This window comes from Photorhabdus tasmaniensis (assembly GCF_011189505.1).
GTDB lineage: Bacteria > Pseudomonadota > Gammaproteobacteria > Enterobacterales > Enterobacteriaceae > Photorhabdus > Photorhabdus tasmaniensis.
The window spans coordinates 1-17,780 of record NZ_PUJU01000022.1 but is presented as its reverse complement, the minus strand read 5'-3'; the positions used below and the strand labels follow the sequence as shown (position 1 = coordinate 17,780).

The 17,780-nt window shown below is 42.6% G+C and carries 14 protein-coding genes and 2 pseudogenes; 7 read left to right on the top strand and 9 right to left on the bottom strand.

Features of this window, described 5'->3' with window-relative positions:
* Positions 1–19: 19 nt before the first annotated feature.
* Positions 20–1,114, bottom strand: a complete 1,095-nt coding sequence (locus C5471_RS12000; RefSeq protein ID WP_242688679.1) for a T6SS immunity protein Tli4 family protein — start codon at positions 1,112–1,114, stop codon at positions 20–22.
* Entirely contained in the window at positions 1,107–2,714 is a 1,608-nt protein-coding gene (locus C5471_RS11995; RefSeq protein ID WP_133812900.1) for an esterase/lipase family protein, read from the bottom strand. The genes C5471_RS12000 and C5471_RS11995 overlap by 8 nt, the downstream gene beginning before the upstream one ends.
* A gap of 920 nt (positions 2,715–3,634) precedes the next feature.
* On the opposite strand from C5471_RS11995, the pseudogene C5471_RS11990 reads away from it, so the two are divergent.
* Positions 3,635–3,955: pseudogene (locus tag C5471_RS11990) on the top strand (hypothetical protein); the annotation flags it as partial.
* A gap of 383 nt (positions 3,956–4,338) precedes the next feature.
* Here C5471_RS11990 and C5471_RS11985 read toward each other — a convergent pair.
* A complete protein-coding gene (locus C5471_RS11985) occupies positions 4,339–5,202 on the bottom strand; it encodes a helix-turn-helix domain-containing protein (RefSeq protein ID WP_132351529.1) in 864 nt (287 codons plus the stop codon).
* A gap of 501 nt (positions 5,203–5,703) precedes the next feature.
* Here C5471_RS11985 and xthA point away from each other — a divergent pair.
* Positions 5,704–6,510 carry an exodeoxyribonuclease III gene (gene xthA / locus C5471_RS11980; RefSeq protein WP_133812899.1) on the top strand — a complete coding sequence of 269 codons (807 nt, stop codon included), beginning with the start codon at positions 5,704–5,706 and terminating at the stop codon, positions 6,508–6,510.
* Between the two features lie 57 nt (positions 6,511–6,567).
* Here the strand turns inward: xthA and C5471_RS11975 are convergent, their stop codons facing one another.
* From C5471_RS11975 to C5471_RS11965, 3 genes are read right to left on the bottom strand one after another with little or no spacing between them, the layout of a single operon-like run.
* A complete protein-coding gene (locus tag C5471_RS11975) occupies positions 6,568–8,496 on the bottom strand; it encodes a DNA topoisomerase III (protein ID WP_133812898.1) in 1,929 nt (642 codons plus the stop codon).
* Between the two features lie 5 nt (positions 8,497–8,501).
* Entirely contained in the window at positions 8,502–9,545 is a 1,044-nt protein-coding gene (selD, locus tag C5471_RS11970) for a selenide, water dikinase SelD (RefSeq protein ID WP_133812897.1), read from the bottom strand.
* A 12-nt stretch (positions 9,546–9,557) separates the two neighbouring features.
* Positions 9,558–10,109, bottom strand: coding sequence for an NAD(P)H nitroreductase (locus C5471_RS11965; RefSeq protein WP_133812896.1), 552 nt, complete (start codon positions 10,107–10,109; stop codon positions 9,558–9,560).
* A 170-nt stretch (positions 10,110–10,279) separates the two neighbouring features.
* Between C5471_RS11965 and sppA the strand changes: the two genes are divergently transcribed.
* From sppA to pncA, 3 genes are all read left to right on the top strand, one after another.
* Positions 10,280–12,145 carry a signal peptide peptidase SppA gene (gene sppA, locus C5471_RS11960; protein WP_133812895.1) on the top strand — a complete coding sequence of 622 codons (1,866 nt, stop codon included), beginning with the start codon at positions 10,280–10,282 and terminating at the stop codon, positions 12,143–12,145.
* A 169-nt stretch (positions 12,146–12,314) separates the two neighbouring features.
* Positions 12,315–13,334: an asparaginase gene (gene ansA, locus C5471_RS11955; protein ID WP_133812894.1), complete on the top strand. Its 1,020-nt coding sequence runs from the start codon at positions 12,315–12,317 to the stop codon at positions 13,332–13,334.
* 12 nt (positions 13,335–13,346) lie between these two features.
* Positions 13,347–13,985 (top strand): bifunctional nicotinamidase/pyrazinamidase, encoded by a 639-nt coding sequence (pncA, locus tag C5471_RS11950; protein WP_133812893.1) that lies wholly within the window; start codon positions 13,347–13,349, stop codon positions 13,983–13,985.
* 61 nt (positions 13,986–14,046) lie between these two features.
* Here the strand turns inward: pncA and C5471_RS11945 are convergent, their stop codons facing one another.
* Entirely contained in the window at positions 14,047–14,316 is a 270-nt protein-coding gene (locus C5471_RS11945) for a YeaC family protein (protein ID WP_133812892.1), read from the bottom strand.
* Positions 14,317–14,404: 88 nt separating this feature from the next.
* On the bottom strand, positions 14,405–14,815 hold the full coding sequence (msrB, locus tag C5471_RS11940; protein ID WP_133812891.1) for a peptide-methionine (R)-S-oxide reductase MsrB: 411 nt from the start codon (positions 14,813–14,815) through the stop codon (positions 14,405–14,407).
* A 340-nt stretch (positions 14,816–15,155) separates the two neighbouring features.
* Between msrB and gapA the strand changes: the two genes are divergently transcribed.
* Together gapA and C5471_RS11930 are read left to right on the top strand one after the other, a co-directional pair.
* Positions 15,156–16,151 carry a glyceraldehyde-3-phosphate dehydrogenase gene (gene gapA, locus C5471_RS11935; protein WP_133812890.1) on the top strand — a complete coding sequence of 332 codons (996 nt, stop codon included), beginning with the start codon at positions 15,156–15,158 and terminating at the stop codon, positions 16,149–16,151.
* 126 nt (positions 16,152–16,277) lie between these two features.
* The gene (locus C5471_RS11930; protein WP_133812889.1) at positions 16,278–17,156 is read left to right on the top strand and encodes a D-hexose-6-phosphate mutarotase; all 879 of its coding nucleotides are present in this window, start codon (positions 16,278–16,280) and stop codon (positions 17,154–17,156) included.
* 306 nt (positions 17,157–17,462) lie between these two features.
* On the opposite strand, the pseudogene C5471_RS11925 reads toward C5471_RS11930, so the two are convergent.
* Positions 17,463–17,780, bottom strand: a pseudogene (locus C5471_RS11925) (ISNCY family transposase); the annotation flags it as partial.

The following is a 17,780-nucleotide window of genomic DNA, read 5'->3' as shown; positions in this document are numbered from 1 at the left end:
AAACGTGTTTTTATTGCTATTAGAAAGCACCCGGCCTTTTACGAAAGGTACTTATTACCGTATCCCAAAATGTAATCAGCTCATCTCCAGTATAAGGCGTCGGAGGTAACTGATAATTCCTCAACATAATATCAACATAAGGATTTTTATAGTCACCAGCTGTTTCATTCGCAACTAACTCAAATTGATATCGAGGATTATTGTCAAAAGGTTGCAGACCAATTGCTAATAATTCTTCCCCATGAATACCGTTCACTTCCTTTTTCCCTTTCCTTGCTATCCCGCCACGATTAGCATTCAAATCCTTTTCAATTTCACCAATACGTTCAAGCAACGTATTTTCCCCTGTAAGATCATTAAGTATTTCAATGCTGAACTTAAAATTCTCACCTTGATTTCCCCGATAGACAAAACCCATATTCTCTTTCTCATTCCAATTACCGGCAATAAACCCATCAGGAATACAGGTTCCAGCAACAGTCGGGATTTCTGTATCTTTTCTGCCACTGATTCGGGAAAGCAGTCCTTTCATTTTTTCAAGGGTTTGATACAACTCATTGTATTCCCTTTCAGAAAACCCACCCTTGATATAATCGTCCCTGTCTGCTTTATACTTATCATCTGACAATTCAATAAATTCCATTGTTACAGTAAAAGCAACACCATGACTATACAAATGTGCTTCTAATACGCGAGCATAACCAGGAACACCAGAACTCTCATTCCTGTCGAAGATCACACCTTCCATATTATCTTGCAAACGATAGACTCTTTTTAAAAAAGGCATATCTTTCGGCTTAACATATTGCATCGTCTTTAATTCCTGTTCTCTTGCTTCTATCCGATATGCAAATTCAGGTGGATACAAACGTTCCGTTTCTATTTTCGCATCACCAATAAATATCCCATTATGGATAACATTGCCAAATGCTGCGGGGATATCAATCAGATAACGGCCTACACAACGGGTTTGCCTATTTGCTAACATTTCTGTTGTCACTTGCTTTTCCTTCTCGGTTAAACTGGGATGATAAGGATCAGGGAAATACCATCTCCACAGGGCATAAATAGCCAATACAAACAATAAAATAAGGAAGATATTTTTCTTATTCAATCTTCACCGCCTGAACTATCTTCACAATTGAACGCAGGGTAAATAACCGGGCTTTATCCTCGTTATATGCCCCTTCATGGTCAACATCCGTTGCTAACTGGCTGTGTAATTTTCTAGTTGGAATACGGCCAGCCTGTTCCGGCACGGTACCATCCCCTTTCTCCTCTGGAGGTGCCAGTTTAAAAGTTTTCGCGGCAATATCCTGAAAAGAAGGCCCGACAGAAAATTGAACCATACGTGTTGTGCCGGTTTCCAAATCAAAAGGATCATATAACGGTTGATTAAATGTCATGCCGGAATAATCTTCTGTTTTATTGTAATAATCTTTACTTACCTCTCTCCAGGAGATAATTCCATATGATAGGTGCTTCTCACTGACACCATAAAAGGCATAAGTATTAGGGTGGTATTTACCACTCAACTCTTCAATAAATGGCTTAACTGTTTTCTTCATTAATCGCCAGTAATCATTCCAGCTTTTTTTATCTTTCCATTTATCTTCTTTATCCGGATTTAAAAACCGGGTTTCACATAATCCCCACCATCGGCTCTTTTCCAGATAGATTTCCTGATATGGGTCTGATTCCGGCAACTTGTGCATGATTTTACCATCAGCGATATGTAACCAACCTTTACCATACGCCTTTCCCGGCAGAAGCTGTAAAGGACCGGGAGACTGTGCCAATACTGGGGTCATCTCGGCACCATTACTACCGATCACCATCCCAGTTATGCCATCTTCACCGGTTTTCATCCTCTTATAAGTCATGGGTGAACCCGTATCAGGCATAACGCCATGCACGATACCCAAAATTTTATCCCGCCCACCCAACTGTTCTGAATAATGGCGGGCCACTAAGCCCCCCATTGAATGAGTGACTAAAATAACCTTATTTGCTGCACAACGTTTACCGTAAAAGGCTAAAACTTTATCAACATATTTTGCCAGCTTCTTGGCGGAATCCTCATTGGATTGCAGCCAGTTATAGCCCATCACATGAACCGGGTACATAAAACGATAACTGTGTCCAACCTCTTCCGCTGTCAGTGGTTCTTCACCCCATTCAGCACCCAGATTCTGACCAATCAATTGTTGACGAGCGGTCTTTTTTCCCTGCCCTTCCATACGATACTCAAACACCAGACGCTCATCATCCAGCACCAATTGAAGCCAAGGCAAAAAATGACCATAGCTCAGATAGGCCACCTCTCCCCAACCACGTTGATAGCGATCAGGGAATTTCCTTCCCTCTGCAATGTAATTATTTATTGCACCCGAATCGTAAATATCGGTGTTTTGGGGATCTAACGTTCTTTTCCTATAAGAAGCATTCTTTGATATCCAACTTGCAACACCAAGCTGAGAATTTACCAACCAAACTGGCTCATCATCATGTGTCGATTTTAAATTACTCCCCATTACCCCCGGCAGGAAAATCACCGGGATCACCTTACTTGCGTATTTCAAACAAACCGCTATCAGGTTTTCTTCTATTCTGGCATTAGGTACGTTGTAGTACGGACGACCACATTCATCATATTCAGGATGAATATAAATTTCATTTTCTTTTTCTTCTTCTTTTTCAATTGGTTTATCCATTATCTACTCCTTATCTATTGCGTTAATGGGATGAGTTGTTTCTGGATAAGGTTATTCCCTTAACGAGGGTATACAAAAGCTAATATGAAAAACATAACATATCAAAAAACCCCAAACAATATGAAATTTATTTTCAGGAAAGATTTTATTGATTCTTTCAATCTGGATTACCAAAATTCTTTCAATATCAGTTTTTCTGTTTTGCACTTTAATAAATCGCAAAGGCAATGATGCTCCTTGCTATTTCACTGACTTTTACTTTATTAATTTTATTTTAAATTTCAAATAGTTAACTGACGAAAAGCCATTCCAAAGAGTAAGTTTATTTATTCTACCATTGCCATCCTCTCATTCATTTAGCAAGTATTCTGAATATCATCTTCCTTAATACGAAAGAGAATTAATCTCAATTGCGCTATATTTAACTAAACGATAATTAAACGACATTGCCCATAAATCTCATAACCAGTGGCATTTTTAGGAATATTCTTAGTGATCTCTTAATGAAGGTTTAATTACAAAAAGATAGTTCAATGAGGGTTAAAACGTAGAAAAGAATTACCCATATTCAAAGTAAACCCAGCATTGATGGAGAAGATGAGTTGTCAGTCTGATATTACCAATTCATGCATAAAGTAACTTTGCGATGTTAAACAAATTCATAAGTCAACGGAACCATTCACTTTGTTAAACAGTCATAACCTCATCTATAGGCTCCTACAATTAAGAAAAAAGATGTTAAAACAACTCATCTCCACCAGCCTGATTTTTAGTTTACTGTCAACTGCTGCATTAGTCGTAAGACCACAAAAATTATCGATTTTTCCGCGATCGAAAAAGATCTGATGTTGCTTAAGTAAGATCCAAAAGAGTTTGATGACCGCATTGCCAGCATTATCTGTCAGAAACCACCATTGATATTGACATTTTGCCCACCAGGCATTCAAAAATCCTACGTGGTGCAATACGTTAACTTCTGGCCACGTGAATGGAATAATGATCATCAATACATGTCCCGCCCATTTTATTTCGCGTCGAAAAATAAGATCGGCCTGGGTGGTCCCGATATCGTGCCATATCAATCCGCACAGATGAAAAACATCTATCCCTTTTTCAACCGTTACAAAGGCAAGTTGGATTTGGTCACGATGGCGGTTCAGGAACTGGCTCTGACCTAGAAAAACTACCTGGAGGCGAACATCATTTTTTGGCGCACTGCAACGCCGTGGCTAAGACAATAAAACAAGGTTGTGGTGAACGCGTCAGAGGATGAATATCACCAAGAGAAGCTGTAGCCGTCCCTGAAAGCCTGAAGCCGGGAGAACCCCGGCTTAGAAATCATGTATCATCCCAATGAATACATGGCACTCATATGCAGGATGCTTTGCACTTCGGACAAGGTTCGAATTAAGCAAAGCAAAATAACAGCGTAGTGCTTACAGTGTGTTAGTCCAAAAGGCGAGGAAACAGTCTATCTTTCCCTGCCACCATAAAAAATTATTCTAGGTATAACAAAAAATAACAAATATAAATTTATCATCTGAGTACAGTGAAAACTTTCTATCATCATCTCCGCAAAACAACAACGCGGAGCTTACAATAATCTACTCCGCGTAGAATAAACTTAACTCATATCATTTACTGAATCGATAAAACGATTAAGTACACTTGAATGTGATTTAGACTTATAAATATAACATTGGTTTGTTGCACCCGGCTTTTCAATAGGAACAAAACTTAAAGCATCACCTCCTTCCAATTCATCAGGATGAGAATCTGTAATGAAAATATAGTCTCTTGAATAAATGAAATTCATGCAGCACCCCATATTATCCATCTGGCGCATATTCACTTTACCACCACTTTGAATAACTTCTTCTTCCAGGTTTTTAATGAAACTGCTTTTATAAAGAACAGGATCACACAACCAAGTATTATTTTTTAGTAATTGCATTACATCACCGCCAGCAATATCCAATAACTCTTTTCGGCAGCAAATTCCCAATTCTGGTCCTTTTATTTTGCGAATAAGACTAAAACGGTCACTTAGTATCTTTTCTGAGCTCATAATGAGCGTGTTGCCGTCATAATCTACTATTTCTTCAATGTTATCATAACTAAACCGGAATATATTTACTTGGGAGCTATTTCTGTCAGCTGCCTTATATAAATAAATTAGGTGTTTGTTTTTCCCCCAATCGTAATAAATATTAACTATGTTACATATACTACCACTGATATGTTTTTTAGTTATTTCTTTTTCTTGTAAATAAAGATCTTTAAGATCATTATATAATTCCAAACCATCTTTAGTCAGACTCATCCCAAATTTCTCCCTTTTGAAAAGGCGCTTCCCTAATGTTGCTTCGAAGTCTTTGATTGATTTAGCTACTGGAGGAGTTGTACGGTTCATCACTCTTGCCGCTTTACTTAAAGAACCATTTTCCACCACTGCCATGAATGCTTCTAATTTACGAGAAAAAAACATAATTCACCGTTCCTATATAACTTGTGGCTAAAATAATTTCTTTGAAATAGCCTTCACCAAATGACAGTTAAATCAGTTTGATCCTGTGAAGGCGTAAATTTTGTACAAAAAAACAAATACTTCTCAAACATATACCACATAAAAAAAGCTTATGTTCAATACATAGGTGGCTCAATAAACTCTATTATTCATGTTTATCATGGTTCAAAAATTAATCTCAACCAATCAACCATTAGAAAATATAAACATTACTAACGAGCTCAATTTTCTATCAAAGATTAGGATAGGGTTCTACATTTTTCAGTAATCAATTTTTGTAACACTAGAGATAAAAACGGTCTAACCACAGTGTTTTCTCACCATAAATTATTATATTTTTCACAATTAATTATAATATTAGGGGTTCCGTTACTATTTCGTTCTGACCATTGTCAATAGTTACTTTTTAAGATCCATCTGTTATTATTGTTCTTGTGTCTTTTCACTGGATGGCTGTAAAAGATGAAATTTATCTCTTTTAATATTAATGGATTACGTGCCCGCCCCCATCAGTTAGCTGCTATCGTCGAGCAACATCAACCCGATGTTATCGGCCTACAGGAAACAAAAGTTCATGATGACGCATTTCCTTTAGAAGAAGTGAGGAAACTTGGTTATCATGTGTTTTATTACGGTCAGAAAGCCCATTACGGCGTTGCACTGTTAACACGTCAGGCTCCTCTTGCTGTGCGCCGTGGTTTTCCCGGGGACAATGAAGATGTCCAACGCCGTATTATTATGGCTGATATGGAAACCCCTCACGGGCGATTGACCGTCATTAATGGCTATTTTCCACAGGGAGAAAGCCGTGACCATCCAGTGAAATTTCCTGCAAAAGAGAAGTTTTATCAGGACCTGCAAAACTATCTGGAGCAAAATTTATCGCCTCAATCACAAGTGATTATCATGGGGGATATGAATATCAGTCCGACAGATCTGGATATCGGCATTGGTGAGAACAACCAAAAACGCTGGTTAAAAACAGGTAAATGTTCTTTCCTGCCGGAAGAAAGGGATTGGATGGATCGCCTGAAAAGTTGGGGTCTGGTTGATACATTCAGGAACCTGAATCCTGAATGTAACGACCAATTTTCTTGGTTTGATTATCGTTCAAAAGGGTTTGATGATAATCGCGGGCTGCGTATCGATTTATTTCTTGCCAGTAAGCCCTTAGCGGAGCGCTGTATTGCGACCGGTATTGATTATAAAATCCGTGAAATGGAAAAACCGTCAGATCATGCGCCTGTCTGGGTAGAATTTGAAATGTGATATTCTGTTGACGCCGAATATCAATCATTTCTTTTAAAATAACGTAGCAACTGCGCCCTACGGCGCAATTGTTTTAGCGTTTTTTGTCGATTTTGTTTTTTTCCCTTTTTTCTCTTTGACCGGAACCGGAGGCAAATCACGAAAAGCGTTTAAATTACGGTTCTGTTTAGCCTGCCAAATTAATTGCTGCAATGTCTCCTCAAGTGGCCCCATGAAATCTTGATAACGGAACTGTTTTTCGCTGATTTGCGTTAACCGGGACTCCCAGTGGGCTGTCATATCCGGTAAAGCGGCCATATCAGGCAATACATGAATAAGTGCCCTACCCGCAGGCGTTGCATGAATATGACGCCCTTTTTTATAAAGAAACTCCCGTTTAAACAACAGTTCGATAATGCCGGCACGGGTTGCTTCAGTTCCCAGCCCATCCGTTGCACGAAGGACTTTCTTCAATTCCTTATCCTGCACAAAACGGGCAATCCCCGTCATAGCAGAAAGGATAGTGGCATCAGTAAATGGCTTTGGCGGTTGAGTTTGGCGTTCTACCACCTCCCCTCTTTCACACAATAATTCATCACCTTTAGCAACAACCGGTAATGGTGTTCCATCGTTTTCTTCATCACGCTCTTTATTACCAAGCAATGTTCTCCAACCTGCCTCAGCAAGAAAACGCGCTTTAGCAATAAATTTGCCACCGGCAATTGCCAATTCAATAATACATTTACGGAATATGGCATCTGGAAAAAATTGCATCAAATATTGTCTGGCAATCAAACCATAAATATCAGCCTCGTTGTCTGTCAGATTTATATGGTTACTTCGTGCCGTAGGAATAATGGCATGGTGAGCATCAACCTTTTTATCATCCCAACAACGATTCTTTCTGTCTGTTTCCAGTAATGCTTGTGGCAACAGATTGGTTGTATGAACGGATATGGCATTAAGCACCGCATGGCGCCCGGCAAAGTGCTCTTCCGGCAAATAACGGCAATCAGAGCGAGGATAAGTAATCAATTTATGCGTTTCATACAATCGCTGGCAAATATCCAACACTTGCTGTGCATTCAGGCCAAAACGTTTGGCGGCTTCAATCTGTAACGAAGATAATGAAAACGGCAAGGGAGCAACTTCAGATTCCCGTTTATCCTGATAGGATGTCACATAGGCTGGCTGGCCGGTGATTCTGGCAACAACATGTTCAGCCAAAGGCCGATGTATCAATCGCCCTTCTTCATCCAGAAAATCAATACAAGATTCACTTGGCTGCCAGAGAGCGATAAAACGCTCATCCTTTGGCGTAACAATATGCGCTTTCACCTCAAAGAAATCTTTTGGTACGAAATGCTCAATCTCTTCATCCCGACGAACAACTAACCCTAAAACCGGTGTCTGAACCCGCCCAACAGATAATACCCCCTGGTACCCCGCATTGCGTCCAAGCAAAGTATAAGCCCGGGTCATGTTAATGCCATACAACCAATCAGCCCTGGCTCTGGCGAGAGCGGAAACACACAGCGGGATAAAATCCCGGTTATTTCTCAATCTATCAATAGCTCTGGTAACTGCTTGTGGATTTAGATCACTTATCAGGCAACGATGAACATTTTTTCGCTTTTCACCATCCAATTTCAAAAAATCCAGAACCTCATCCACCAGCAGTTGCCCTTCACGATCCGGGTCGCCCGCATGTACCACTTCATCTGCTTTTTCCAGTAACTCCCGGATGACGTTGAGCTGTTTCGCCACAGAAGATCGCGGTTTTAACTGCCATTTCTCCGGAATGATAGGAAGATCAACCAGCGACCAACGGGCAAAGCGGCTGTCATAAGCATCAGGCTCCGCCTGCTCCAGTAAGTGCCCAATACACCAAGTCACAAACTGGTTATTTCCACAAGCAATAAAGCCATCGCCACGGCGATGCGGTTTCGGTAAAACATCAGCAATCGCCCTAGCCAGGCTTGGTTTTTCTGCAATAAAAAGCCGCATGGATATTATTCATTAACCTCAATCAGCACTCTGCCTGACTGTTGCTCAGACAACTCACCTATTGCTGTCAGTTCAATGCCATGACATCGTGCAATCATTTTCACTTCATCTACCGCTTCTGGCAGAACGGCCAGCAGCAAGCCGCCTGATGTTTGCGGATCACATAACAGGTTACGCTGAAGCACTGTCATTTCACCAATAAGATGACCATAACTGTCAAAATTACGCCCAGTGCCCCCCGGAACACACCCTTTTTCAATATAGGATCCCACTTCCGGCAGCTTAGGAATTTTTGAAAAATGGAGAGTTGCCCGGACACCCGATCCTCGACAAATTTCACTCAAATGCCCTAACAGACCAAACCCGGTCACATCAGTCATGGCTGTCACACCCGCAACTTCGGCAAGATCAGCCCCCGGTTTATTTAGGCAGCACATAGTTGCTGTCGCGACGCCTTGATGCTCAGGCAACAACAGGCTTTTTTTCTCCGCCGTGGTCAATACCCCAATGCCAAGCGGCTTTGTCAAAAATAGCTGGCTACCGGCTTTCGCTGCACTGTTCCGTTTCACCCGGTCAATGTTAACGATACCGGTTACAGCCAGACCAAAAATAGGCTCAGGTGCATCAATAGAATGTCCTCCCGCCAGTGAAATTCCCGCTTCTTTACAAACAGCCCGGCCACCTTCAATCACCTTACGGGCAATTTCCAGTGCCAGTTTATCAATCGGCCATCCCAAGATCGCGATCGCCATAATGGGCTTACCGCCCATTGCATAAATATCGCTGATAGCATTTGTCGCGGCAATCCGGCCAAAATCAAATGGATCATCCACGATCGGCATAAAGAAATCTGTCGTACTGATGATGCCCGTACCATTGCCAATATCATAAACCGCCGCATCATCACGCGTTTCATTACCCACCAATAAGTGAGGATCAAGAAATTTTTCCTGCTCACTATGCAAAATGGTTTCCAAAACTTTCGGTGAAATTTTGCAGCCGCATCCAGCACCGTGGCTGTACTGGGTAAGGCGAACTTCTGTTGACATAACAGACTCCGGTCAGAAATAACTGACAAAATTAGTCATATCCGGCGTGGTAACTTTGCCTGGCGCTTTTAAAACAGGCGTCCCAAGGTAGAGAAAACCGACTACCTTGTCATACTCATTACAACCCAGACCAGTACGCACCGTATCATCATCAGTCCATGAACCGGTGCGCCAGATACCACCAAACCCTTGCGCCACCGCCGCCATTTGCATCGCGTGCACAGTACAACCGGCAGAAACCACTTGTTCCCATTCCGGTATCTTGGAATTCTCCATTACCTTTGCCAGCACAGCGATAATTAATGGTGCACGATAAGGCGCACTTTTTGCTTTTTCTTCCGCTTCAACCCCCAGATGACCGTCAACGGCAGCCTGGTGGAGTAATTGGCTAAACCGATCAATACCTTCATCCTGCATGACAATAAAGCGCCACGGCCGTAATGCGCCATGATCAGGCGCTCTCATACCTGCGGCCAGAATATTCTGTAATGCTTCACCTTGCGGTGCCGGTGTCGTTAAACGTGATGCTGAACGTCGGTTTAACAAGAGTTCTAATGCATTCATATTTTTTCTCCTGAATAAGCTATTTTGTTATAAGCTAACATTTTCTGTTTATTTGTTAACGAATAAAAGCCCAAAAACGGCTTTTTCGGACAATTTGACACTATTTGAAGCTGACATTTATATGTCTGGTCATTAGGATAGCCCTACTTGATCCTATCTTTGGAGATGATATGCGTATTTTATGGAAGTGGGTCGCAAGATTATTTAAATGGAGTTGGCGACTGCTGAATTTTGTTCGGGAAGTCATTTCAAACCTGATTTTTATCCTGCTTATCTTGGTGATTGTTGGGGGCTTTATGCTCTATCAACAGCCCAATAAAGCGGTGGATAGTTATCGGGGAGCATTGTATGTCAATCTCACCGGTGTTGTTGTGGATCAGGTTTCCAGCCGTAACCCATTGAATCAACTGGGACGTGAACTGTTTGGTTCATCCGGCAATAAATTACAGGAAAATTCTCTGTTTGATATTGTTGATACGATTCGTCAGGCAAAAACTGATGACAAAATCACCGGTCTGGTGCTGAAACTTGACGATTTCATCGGCGCTGACCAGCCATCGATGCAGTATATCGGTAAAGCGATTAATGAGTTTAAAACCTCCGGCAAACCCGTTTACGCTATCAGTGATAACTACAACCAGCCGCAATATTATCTGGCCACTTTTGCCGATAAAATTTATCTGTCGCCACAAGGTACGGTTGGTCTTTATGGCTATTCAACTAATAACCTCTATTACAAATCCCTGCTGGATTCACTGAAAGTCACCACCCATATTTTCCGGGTCGGGACGTATAAATCAGCCATAGAGCCAGTTATGCGCGATGATATGTCTCCGGCTGCACGGGAAGCTGACAGCCGTTGGGTCAACGGTCTTTGGCACAACTACCTCAATACTATCTCCGCTAACCGCAAACTTTCTGTTCATCAGGTATTCCCAGGCGCGGATGAGATGATTGCCGGTCTGCGTGCTGTCGGAGGAGATAATGCCCAATATGCACTTAAACGCAAACTGGTCGATTATGTCGCTCCACGCAATATCATTGAAAATGAAATGACAAAAGCTTTTGGCTGGGATGAGAAAAACCGACATTTCAATGCCATCAGTATTTATGATTACGCGCCACAATTGCTGGCAAATAAATCATCATCCAAAGGCAATATTGCCGTTATCATAGCGCAAGGCACGATCGTTGATGGTCAACAGGTTCCAGGAATGGTTGGCGGTGATACAACCGCTGCGCAGATCCGCCAAGCGCGTTTGGATGATAATATCAAAGCCGTTATTCTGCGGGTAAACAGCCCTGGCGGCAGCGTTAGCGCTTCCGATGTTATCCGCACCGAGCTAGCTGCTCTGCGTGCAGCAAATAAGCCGGTCGTTGTTTCTATGGGAGGAATGGCTGCATCCGGTGGTTACTGGATCTCCACCCCCGCCAATTACATCATTGCAAACCAAAGTACGCTAACTGGTTCTATTGGGATCTTCGGTGTCATCAGTACTTATGAAAACAGTTTGGATCATATTGGTATCCACACGGATGGCGTTTCCACAACACCACTGGCGGGTATTTCTGTCACTAAAGGGCTCAGTAAAGAGTTCTCAGAGTTGATGCAGCTTAATATTGAGAATGGCTATAAGAACTTTATTGGCCTGGTTGCTGACTCACGCAATAAGACATCAGAAGAGGTCGATAACATTGCTCAGGGGCATGTATGGATTGGTAATGACGCTAAAACCAATGGATTGGTCGACCAATTAGGTGATTTCGACGACGCGGTTGTCAAAGCAGCTGAATTGGCAAAATTGGATCACCCAGAACTTGATTGGATGCAGCCGGAAATGTCATTCAGTGAGTTGCTGATGAACCAACTGACGGCAACCACTCAAGCTATCGTACCGGAAGCGATTCAGGCATGGCTACCCGCACCACTGACACAGGCCGCTCAGGCAGTAAAACAACAAGCTGAGTTCTATCGCCATTTGAATGATCCACAAAATCGTTATGCGTTCTGTTTAAACTGTGGAGATATTCGCTAAAAAACCATCATAATGCATGATATTAGCAGAAACATGCCGCTGGAATTCCCCGGTATGATCCTGGTGATAACTTAATTAATGACGTTTTTAGCCTGACAGATACCCTGTCAGGCTTTTTTTATTTTGTAATGCTCCTATAATCCAGCTGATCTTTTTACGAGGCACAGTCATGCAGAAAAAATCTATTTATGTCGTCTATACTGGCGGAACCATTGGGATGCAACGTTCATCTCAGGGATACATTCCCGTTTCCGGCCATTTACAGCGCCAGCTCACCAAAATGCCCGAATTCCACCGGTCTGAAATGCCGACATTCACCCTCCGTGAACATCACCCACTGATTGATTCTTCTGATATGACCCCAGAAGACTGGCAACTCATCGCTGATGATATCCGGCAAAATTACGATGATTATGATGGTTTCGTGATCCTGCATGGCACGGATACGATGGCATTTACCGCATCCGCGCTCTCTTTTATGTTTGAGAATCTGGGTAAGCCGGTGATTGTGACAGGATCACAAATCCCGCTGGAAGCACTACGCTCTGACGGACAGACAAATTTGCTGAATGCACTTTATCTTGCCGCTAACTACCCCGTTAACGAGGTCAGCCTGTTTTTCAATAATAAATTGTTCCGTGGGAACCGGACGGTCAAAGCACATGCGGACGGTTTCGATGCTTTTGCCTCACCAAACTGCTCCCCATTGATGGAAGCAGGTATTAACATCAAAACCTTCAATGCAGGTCCGGCCCCTGCCAGCCGTGGTGCATTTATCACTCATCAGATCACTCATCAGCCTATTGGCGTGATAACCATTTATCCCGGCCTTTCCAGTCAGGTTGTGAACAATATTTTAATGCAACCGGTTAAAGCCTTAATCCTGCGCTCATATGGCGTCGGCAATGCACCACAGCACCCTGAATTATTGAAAGAACTAAAACAGGCAACAGAGAGAGGGATTGTGGTTGTCAATCTGACCCAGTGCATTTCTGGCAGGGTAAACATGGATGGTTACGCAACCGGTCATGCTTTGGCTGAAGCCGGTGTTATCAGTGGCTACGATATGACCTTTGAAGCAACTTTAACTAAGTTGCACTATTTACTCAGTCAACCTTATGGCAATGAAAAAATTCGTTATTTAATGCAACAAAATTTACGTGGTGAATTAAGTTATGCCGATAAATAATCCGAGAAAGAGATGAAAACAGCCCTATTACTTATTGATCTACAGAATGATTTCTGTACCGGCGGTACATTGGCCGTAAAAGAGAGTGAACACGTCATTGATGTTGCAAATCAGGCAATTGATATCTGTCTGAAACACAATATCAGCATTATTGCCACCCAAGACTGGCACCCTGCTGAACATATGAGCTTCGCAGTAAACTCCGGTCAGAAGATCGGGGATATCGGTATACTGAACGGTATTGCGCAAGTATGGTGGCCGGAACACTGTGTTCAGGGGCAACATGGCGCTGATTTCCATCCACAACTGAACAAGCAGGCCATTATTGAGATTTTCTACAAAGGCGAAAATCCACAGATCGACAGCTACAGCGCTTTCTTTGATAACGGCCATCAGAGTAAAACCCGGCTTGACGACTGGTTGCAAACAGAGCAAATTGAACGACTGTTTATTATTGGTATTGCCACTGATTATTGTGTGAAGTTTACCGCGCTGGATGCGCTGGCATTAGGTTATGAAACCTGGGTAATCACTGATGGTTGTCGGGGGGTTAACCTCAGTCCAGGTGACAGCCAATCCGCATACAAAGAGATAAAAGCGCAAGGCGCGATCCTGATAGAACTTGCCCAGTTAGAAAGAGCCCTTTTCTGATACCCATCAAGGCCAGGCTGAGTTCAACAAACTCAGCCTTTTCATCTTCATCTTGCGAAGATTATGGTTTAAATGTTGCCACCATTTCAGACTGAAAGGCCGCTTTCAGTTCTTGTTTACTCTTCATCACCAACTGACCATCAGTACCGATTGTCATATGCTCAGGTTCATGGTTGTGCCTTGCTTGCCATAGCATAATCATTTGCAAGCTATTCTCTTTCTGCTCTACAGTTAGAGGCACACCATCCTGCCATTTACCCAGTTCGACTGCCTGAACCAGGCGTTGATATATTTCTGGTGTCATTACAGATAACAGATCATCCAGTTCCATTGATATTTCCTCATTATTATTTTCTAGAATTAGCTGAAACGATTTTTCTTACATAAATTAACGGCAATGCCGGCAATGATAAAAATGTCTAACCTACTGTTTTTTCACCTGTATTTTCATCAGTAAAACTTAACGCAGCCGAGTTGATACAAAAACGTTCTCCTGTTGGTTTCGGACCATCAGCGAACACATGCCCCAAATGAGCGTCACAATGGCGGCAACGAACTTCAATACGCTGTATATTATGACTATTATCATCAAGATACAGTACCGCATCATCGCTGACAGGCTGGTAAAAACTCGGCCAGCCACAGCCAGAATCAAATTTAGTCTCGGACATAAATAACGGCTGCCCACAGCACAGACAATGATACACGCCACTTTTTTTATTATGTAGCAGTTTCCCCGAAAATGGCGGTTCCGTCCCAGCATTCTGGGTAACATGACGCTGAATATCAGTAAGCTCTGTATAAAGGGAAACATCAGGATTCTTAGCCATAACGACCACCTTAATAAGACTCATGTTTTCAATAAAATCAAATGATAATAACAAAAGATTAACATTACATCAGTGGAATTTATTTTAAGCGGTTAACTGAAGATATTTATCCTACTATTTGTGATGTGACTCGCATATCTAACCGATTAACTTTCAATATCTGTCGGTGCCCCGATAATGATGGGCGGATCGATTGCTGGTACCGTATAACAAGTGTCTGAATGGTGTACTCAAAGTCGATGTTTTTCGACTATTGACACGATTCCGCTTGACGGCTGGCAAGGTTTTGGTAACTTTAGTAATAATTTTTAATTCACTAAAAAATAGCTGGTGGAACACTATGACTATCAAAGTAGGTATCAACGGTTTTGGTCGTATTGGCCGTATTGTTTTCCGTGCTGCACAAGAACGTTCAGACATCGAAATCGTCGCAATCAACGATTTGCTGGATGCAAAATACATGGCTTACATGCTGAAATACGATTCAACTCACGGTCGCTTCAACGGAACGGTTGAAGTAGAAGACGGCCACCTGGTTGTTAACGGTAAAACTATCCGTGTTACAGCAGAAAGAGATCCAGCCAACCTGAAATGGAATGAAGTGGGCGTTGATGTTGTTGCAGAAGCAACAGGTATCTTCCTGACTGATGAAACTGCACGTAAGCACATTATCGCTGGTGCGAAAAAAGTGGTTCTGACTGGCCCATCCAAAGATGACACACCTATGTTTGTTATGGGTGTTAACCACAAAGCTTACGCCAGCCAGGACATCGTTTCCAATGCCTCCTGCACCACTAATTGTCTGGCACCGCTGGCTAAAGTTATCAATGACAAATTCGGCATCGTCGAAGGGCTGATGACCACTGTTCACGCAACCACTGCGACTCAGAAAACAGTGGATGGCCCTTCTGCAAAAGATTGGCGCGGTGGCCGTGGTGCCGCTCAGAATATCATCCCATCTTCTACCGGTGCGGCTAAAGCAGTAGGTAAAGTTATCCCTGAGCTGAACGGTAAACTGACTGGTATGGCTTTCCGTGTTCCTACTCCTAACGTCTCTGTTGTTGACCTGACTGTACGTCTGGAAAAACCTGCCACCTATCAGCAAATCTGTGATGCCATCAAAGACGCAGCTGAAGGTGAGCTGAAAGGCGTTCTGGGTTACACCGAAGATGACGTTGTATCTAATGATTTCAATGGCGAAAAACTGACTTCTGTATTTGATGCAAAAGCCGGTATTGCCCTGAATGACAACTTTGTGAAGCTGGTTTCCTGGTATGACAACGAAACAGGTTATTCTAATAAAGTGCTGGATCTCATCACTCACATCTCTAAATAACTGAGTCATCACCTTGCCTGAAAAGAGCCGCCTTTCCTTGCGGCTCTTTTGTTTTAATCTGTTTACAACATGCGTTATTCTTGGGCCATGCAATATGCCTGCTTTGGGTTTATAAGGTCATAACACATGAGCGATACAATTTTTGCATTACCGGTTGCAGAACAAATCTCCCCTTCCATCAGTCAACGGAATATAGATGGCTTCCCATTGATAGTCGTGTCTCATCCTAAAGTTCGTGGCGCAATCAGCCAGCAAGGGGCGCACCTCATCGCCTGGCAACCCAGTGATGAAGAACCGGGATTGTGGTTAAGCAGGAAAACAGCATTTAAAGCAGGCACCGCTATCCGCGGGGGTATTCCTATTTGTTGGCCCTGGTTTGGCCCCGTAGGAACACCAAATCACGGTTTTGCCAGAACGCTTCCCTGGGAATTCAGTGCACATAATGAACATGAAAATGGCGTAATATTAACTTTCACGCTGAGAGACAACGAATATACCCGTAAATTGTGGCCCTATGATTTTACCTTGATTGCCCGTTTCAAACTGTGTGAAACCTGTGAAGTGGAACTGGAAGCCTATGGTGATTATCAGGCAACCTGTGCCCTGCACACTTATCTGAATGTCGGTAATATTAATCAGATTTCAGTCAGTGGTCTGGGTAAACATTTTATTGATACTGTTGCTGATAAAGAGCAATACACAACAGGAGAAGATCTTACTTTCACCGGCCACACTGACCGCATCTATACAGAACCAGAAGATTTTAATCTGATAAGAGATAACTCACTGAAACGAACAATTGAAATTCACCATTACCATCACAGTGATGTTGTATGCTGGAATCCCGGTGCTGAATTATCGAATAATATGAAAGATATGTGTGATGAAGGTTACAAAAATATGATTTGTGTAGAAACAGCTCGTATAAATAAACCATTAATTGCCAAAAATGATAGCCCAGCCCATATTTCGGTTGTCATTCGTTGCCGGAAAGACCATCAGTAAATAACCCTAACTCTGCTTAAGAACAGAGATTTCAGAAACACGTAGATTCAAACTCAGTCTTATCGCTTGGAATGTAAATGTGCCGCTTCTATGCGTTTTGTACATTAACTCAAGCATTTTTATGCCGATAACGTATCAACAGTAATTTTGTCGGACATTTGTTCAAGCTCACTCTGACTCAGTCCGGTGATTTTCATCACCTGTTTCACGGTCGATACTCATACTTCGGTGACTGTTCTGACAGTCACCGTAAGATCCTCGTTTAACACGCATCGTTGAATGCTGATTAAGAGCTCTCAGCACGAGTTAGTGGCGTATTTGCTCAAGTTCGTTCTGGCTCAACCCGGTAGTTTTCATTACCGTTTCACGGTCGATACCCATATCGATCATCGCACACGCGATTTTCAGGATCCCCTGTTTTTCGCCTTTATGCAATCCTTCCTGACGCCCTTCCTGACGCCCTTCCTGACGCCCTTCAATAAATCCTTTCTGGTGCCCCTTCTGCTCCAGTTTCTGCGCTATTGTCATCAGTACCTCCTCATACTTCGGGGACTGTTCTGCCAGTCGCCGGATAAAACCCTCTGGATCAGCGGTATCTCCCGCCTGTAATAAGTAGTTTAGCAC

Bases quoted from the DNA above. Each gene is read 5' to 3' on its own strand.
- sppA (WP_133812895.1), top strand. From the start codon at position 10,280: ATGCGTATTTTATGGAAGTGGGTCGCAAGATTATTTAAATGGAGTTGG.
- msrB (WP_133812891.1), bottom strand. From the start codon at position 14,815: ATGGCTAAGAATCCTGATGTTTCCCTTTATACAGAGCTTACTGATATT.
- C5471_RS11985 (WP_132351529.1), bottom strand. From the start codon at position 5,202: ATGTTTTTTTCTCGTAAATTAGAAGCATTCATGGCAGTGGTGGAAAAT.
- gapA (WP_133812890.1), top strand. From the start codon at position 15,156: ATGACTATCAAAGTAGGTATCAACGGTTTTGGTCGTATTGGCCGTATT.
- selD (WP_133812897.1), bottom strand. From the start codon at position 9,545: ATGTCAACAGAAGTTCGCCTTACCCAGTACAGCCACGGTGCTGGATGC.
- C5471_RS11995 (WP_133812900.1), bottom strand. From the start codon at position 2,714: ATGGATAAACCAATTGAAAAAGAAGAAGAAAAAGAAAATGAAATTTAT.
- C5471_RS11965 (WP_133812896.1), bottom strand. From the start codon at position 10,109: ATGAATGCATTAGAACTCTTGTTAAACCGACGTTCAGCATCACGTTTA.
- C5471_RS11945 (WP_133812892.1), bottom strand. From the start codon at position 14,316: ATGGAACTGGATGATCTGTTATCTGTAATGACACCAGAAATATATCAA.
- pncA (WP_133812893.1), top strand. From the start codon at position 13,347: ATGAAAACAGCCCTATTACTTATTGATCTACAGAATGATTTCTGTACC.
- C5471_RS11975 (WP_133812898.1), bottom strand. From the start codon at position 8,496: ATGCGGCTTTTTATTGCAGAAAAACCAAGCCTGGCTAGGGCGATTGCT.
- ansA (WP_133812894.1), top strand. From the start codon at position 12,315: ATGCAGAAAAAATCTATTTATGTCGTCTATACTGGCGGAACCATTGGG.
- xthA (WP_133812899.1), top strand. From the start codon at position 5,704: ATGAAATTTATCTCTTTTAATATTAATGGATTACGTGCCCGCCCCCAT.
- C5471_RS11930 (WP_133812889.1), top strand. From the start codon at position 16,278: ATGAGCGATACAATTTTTGCATTACCGGTTGCAGAACAAATCTCCCCT.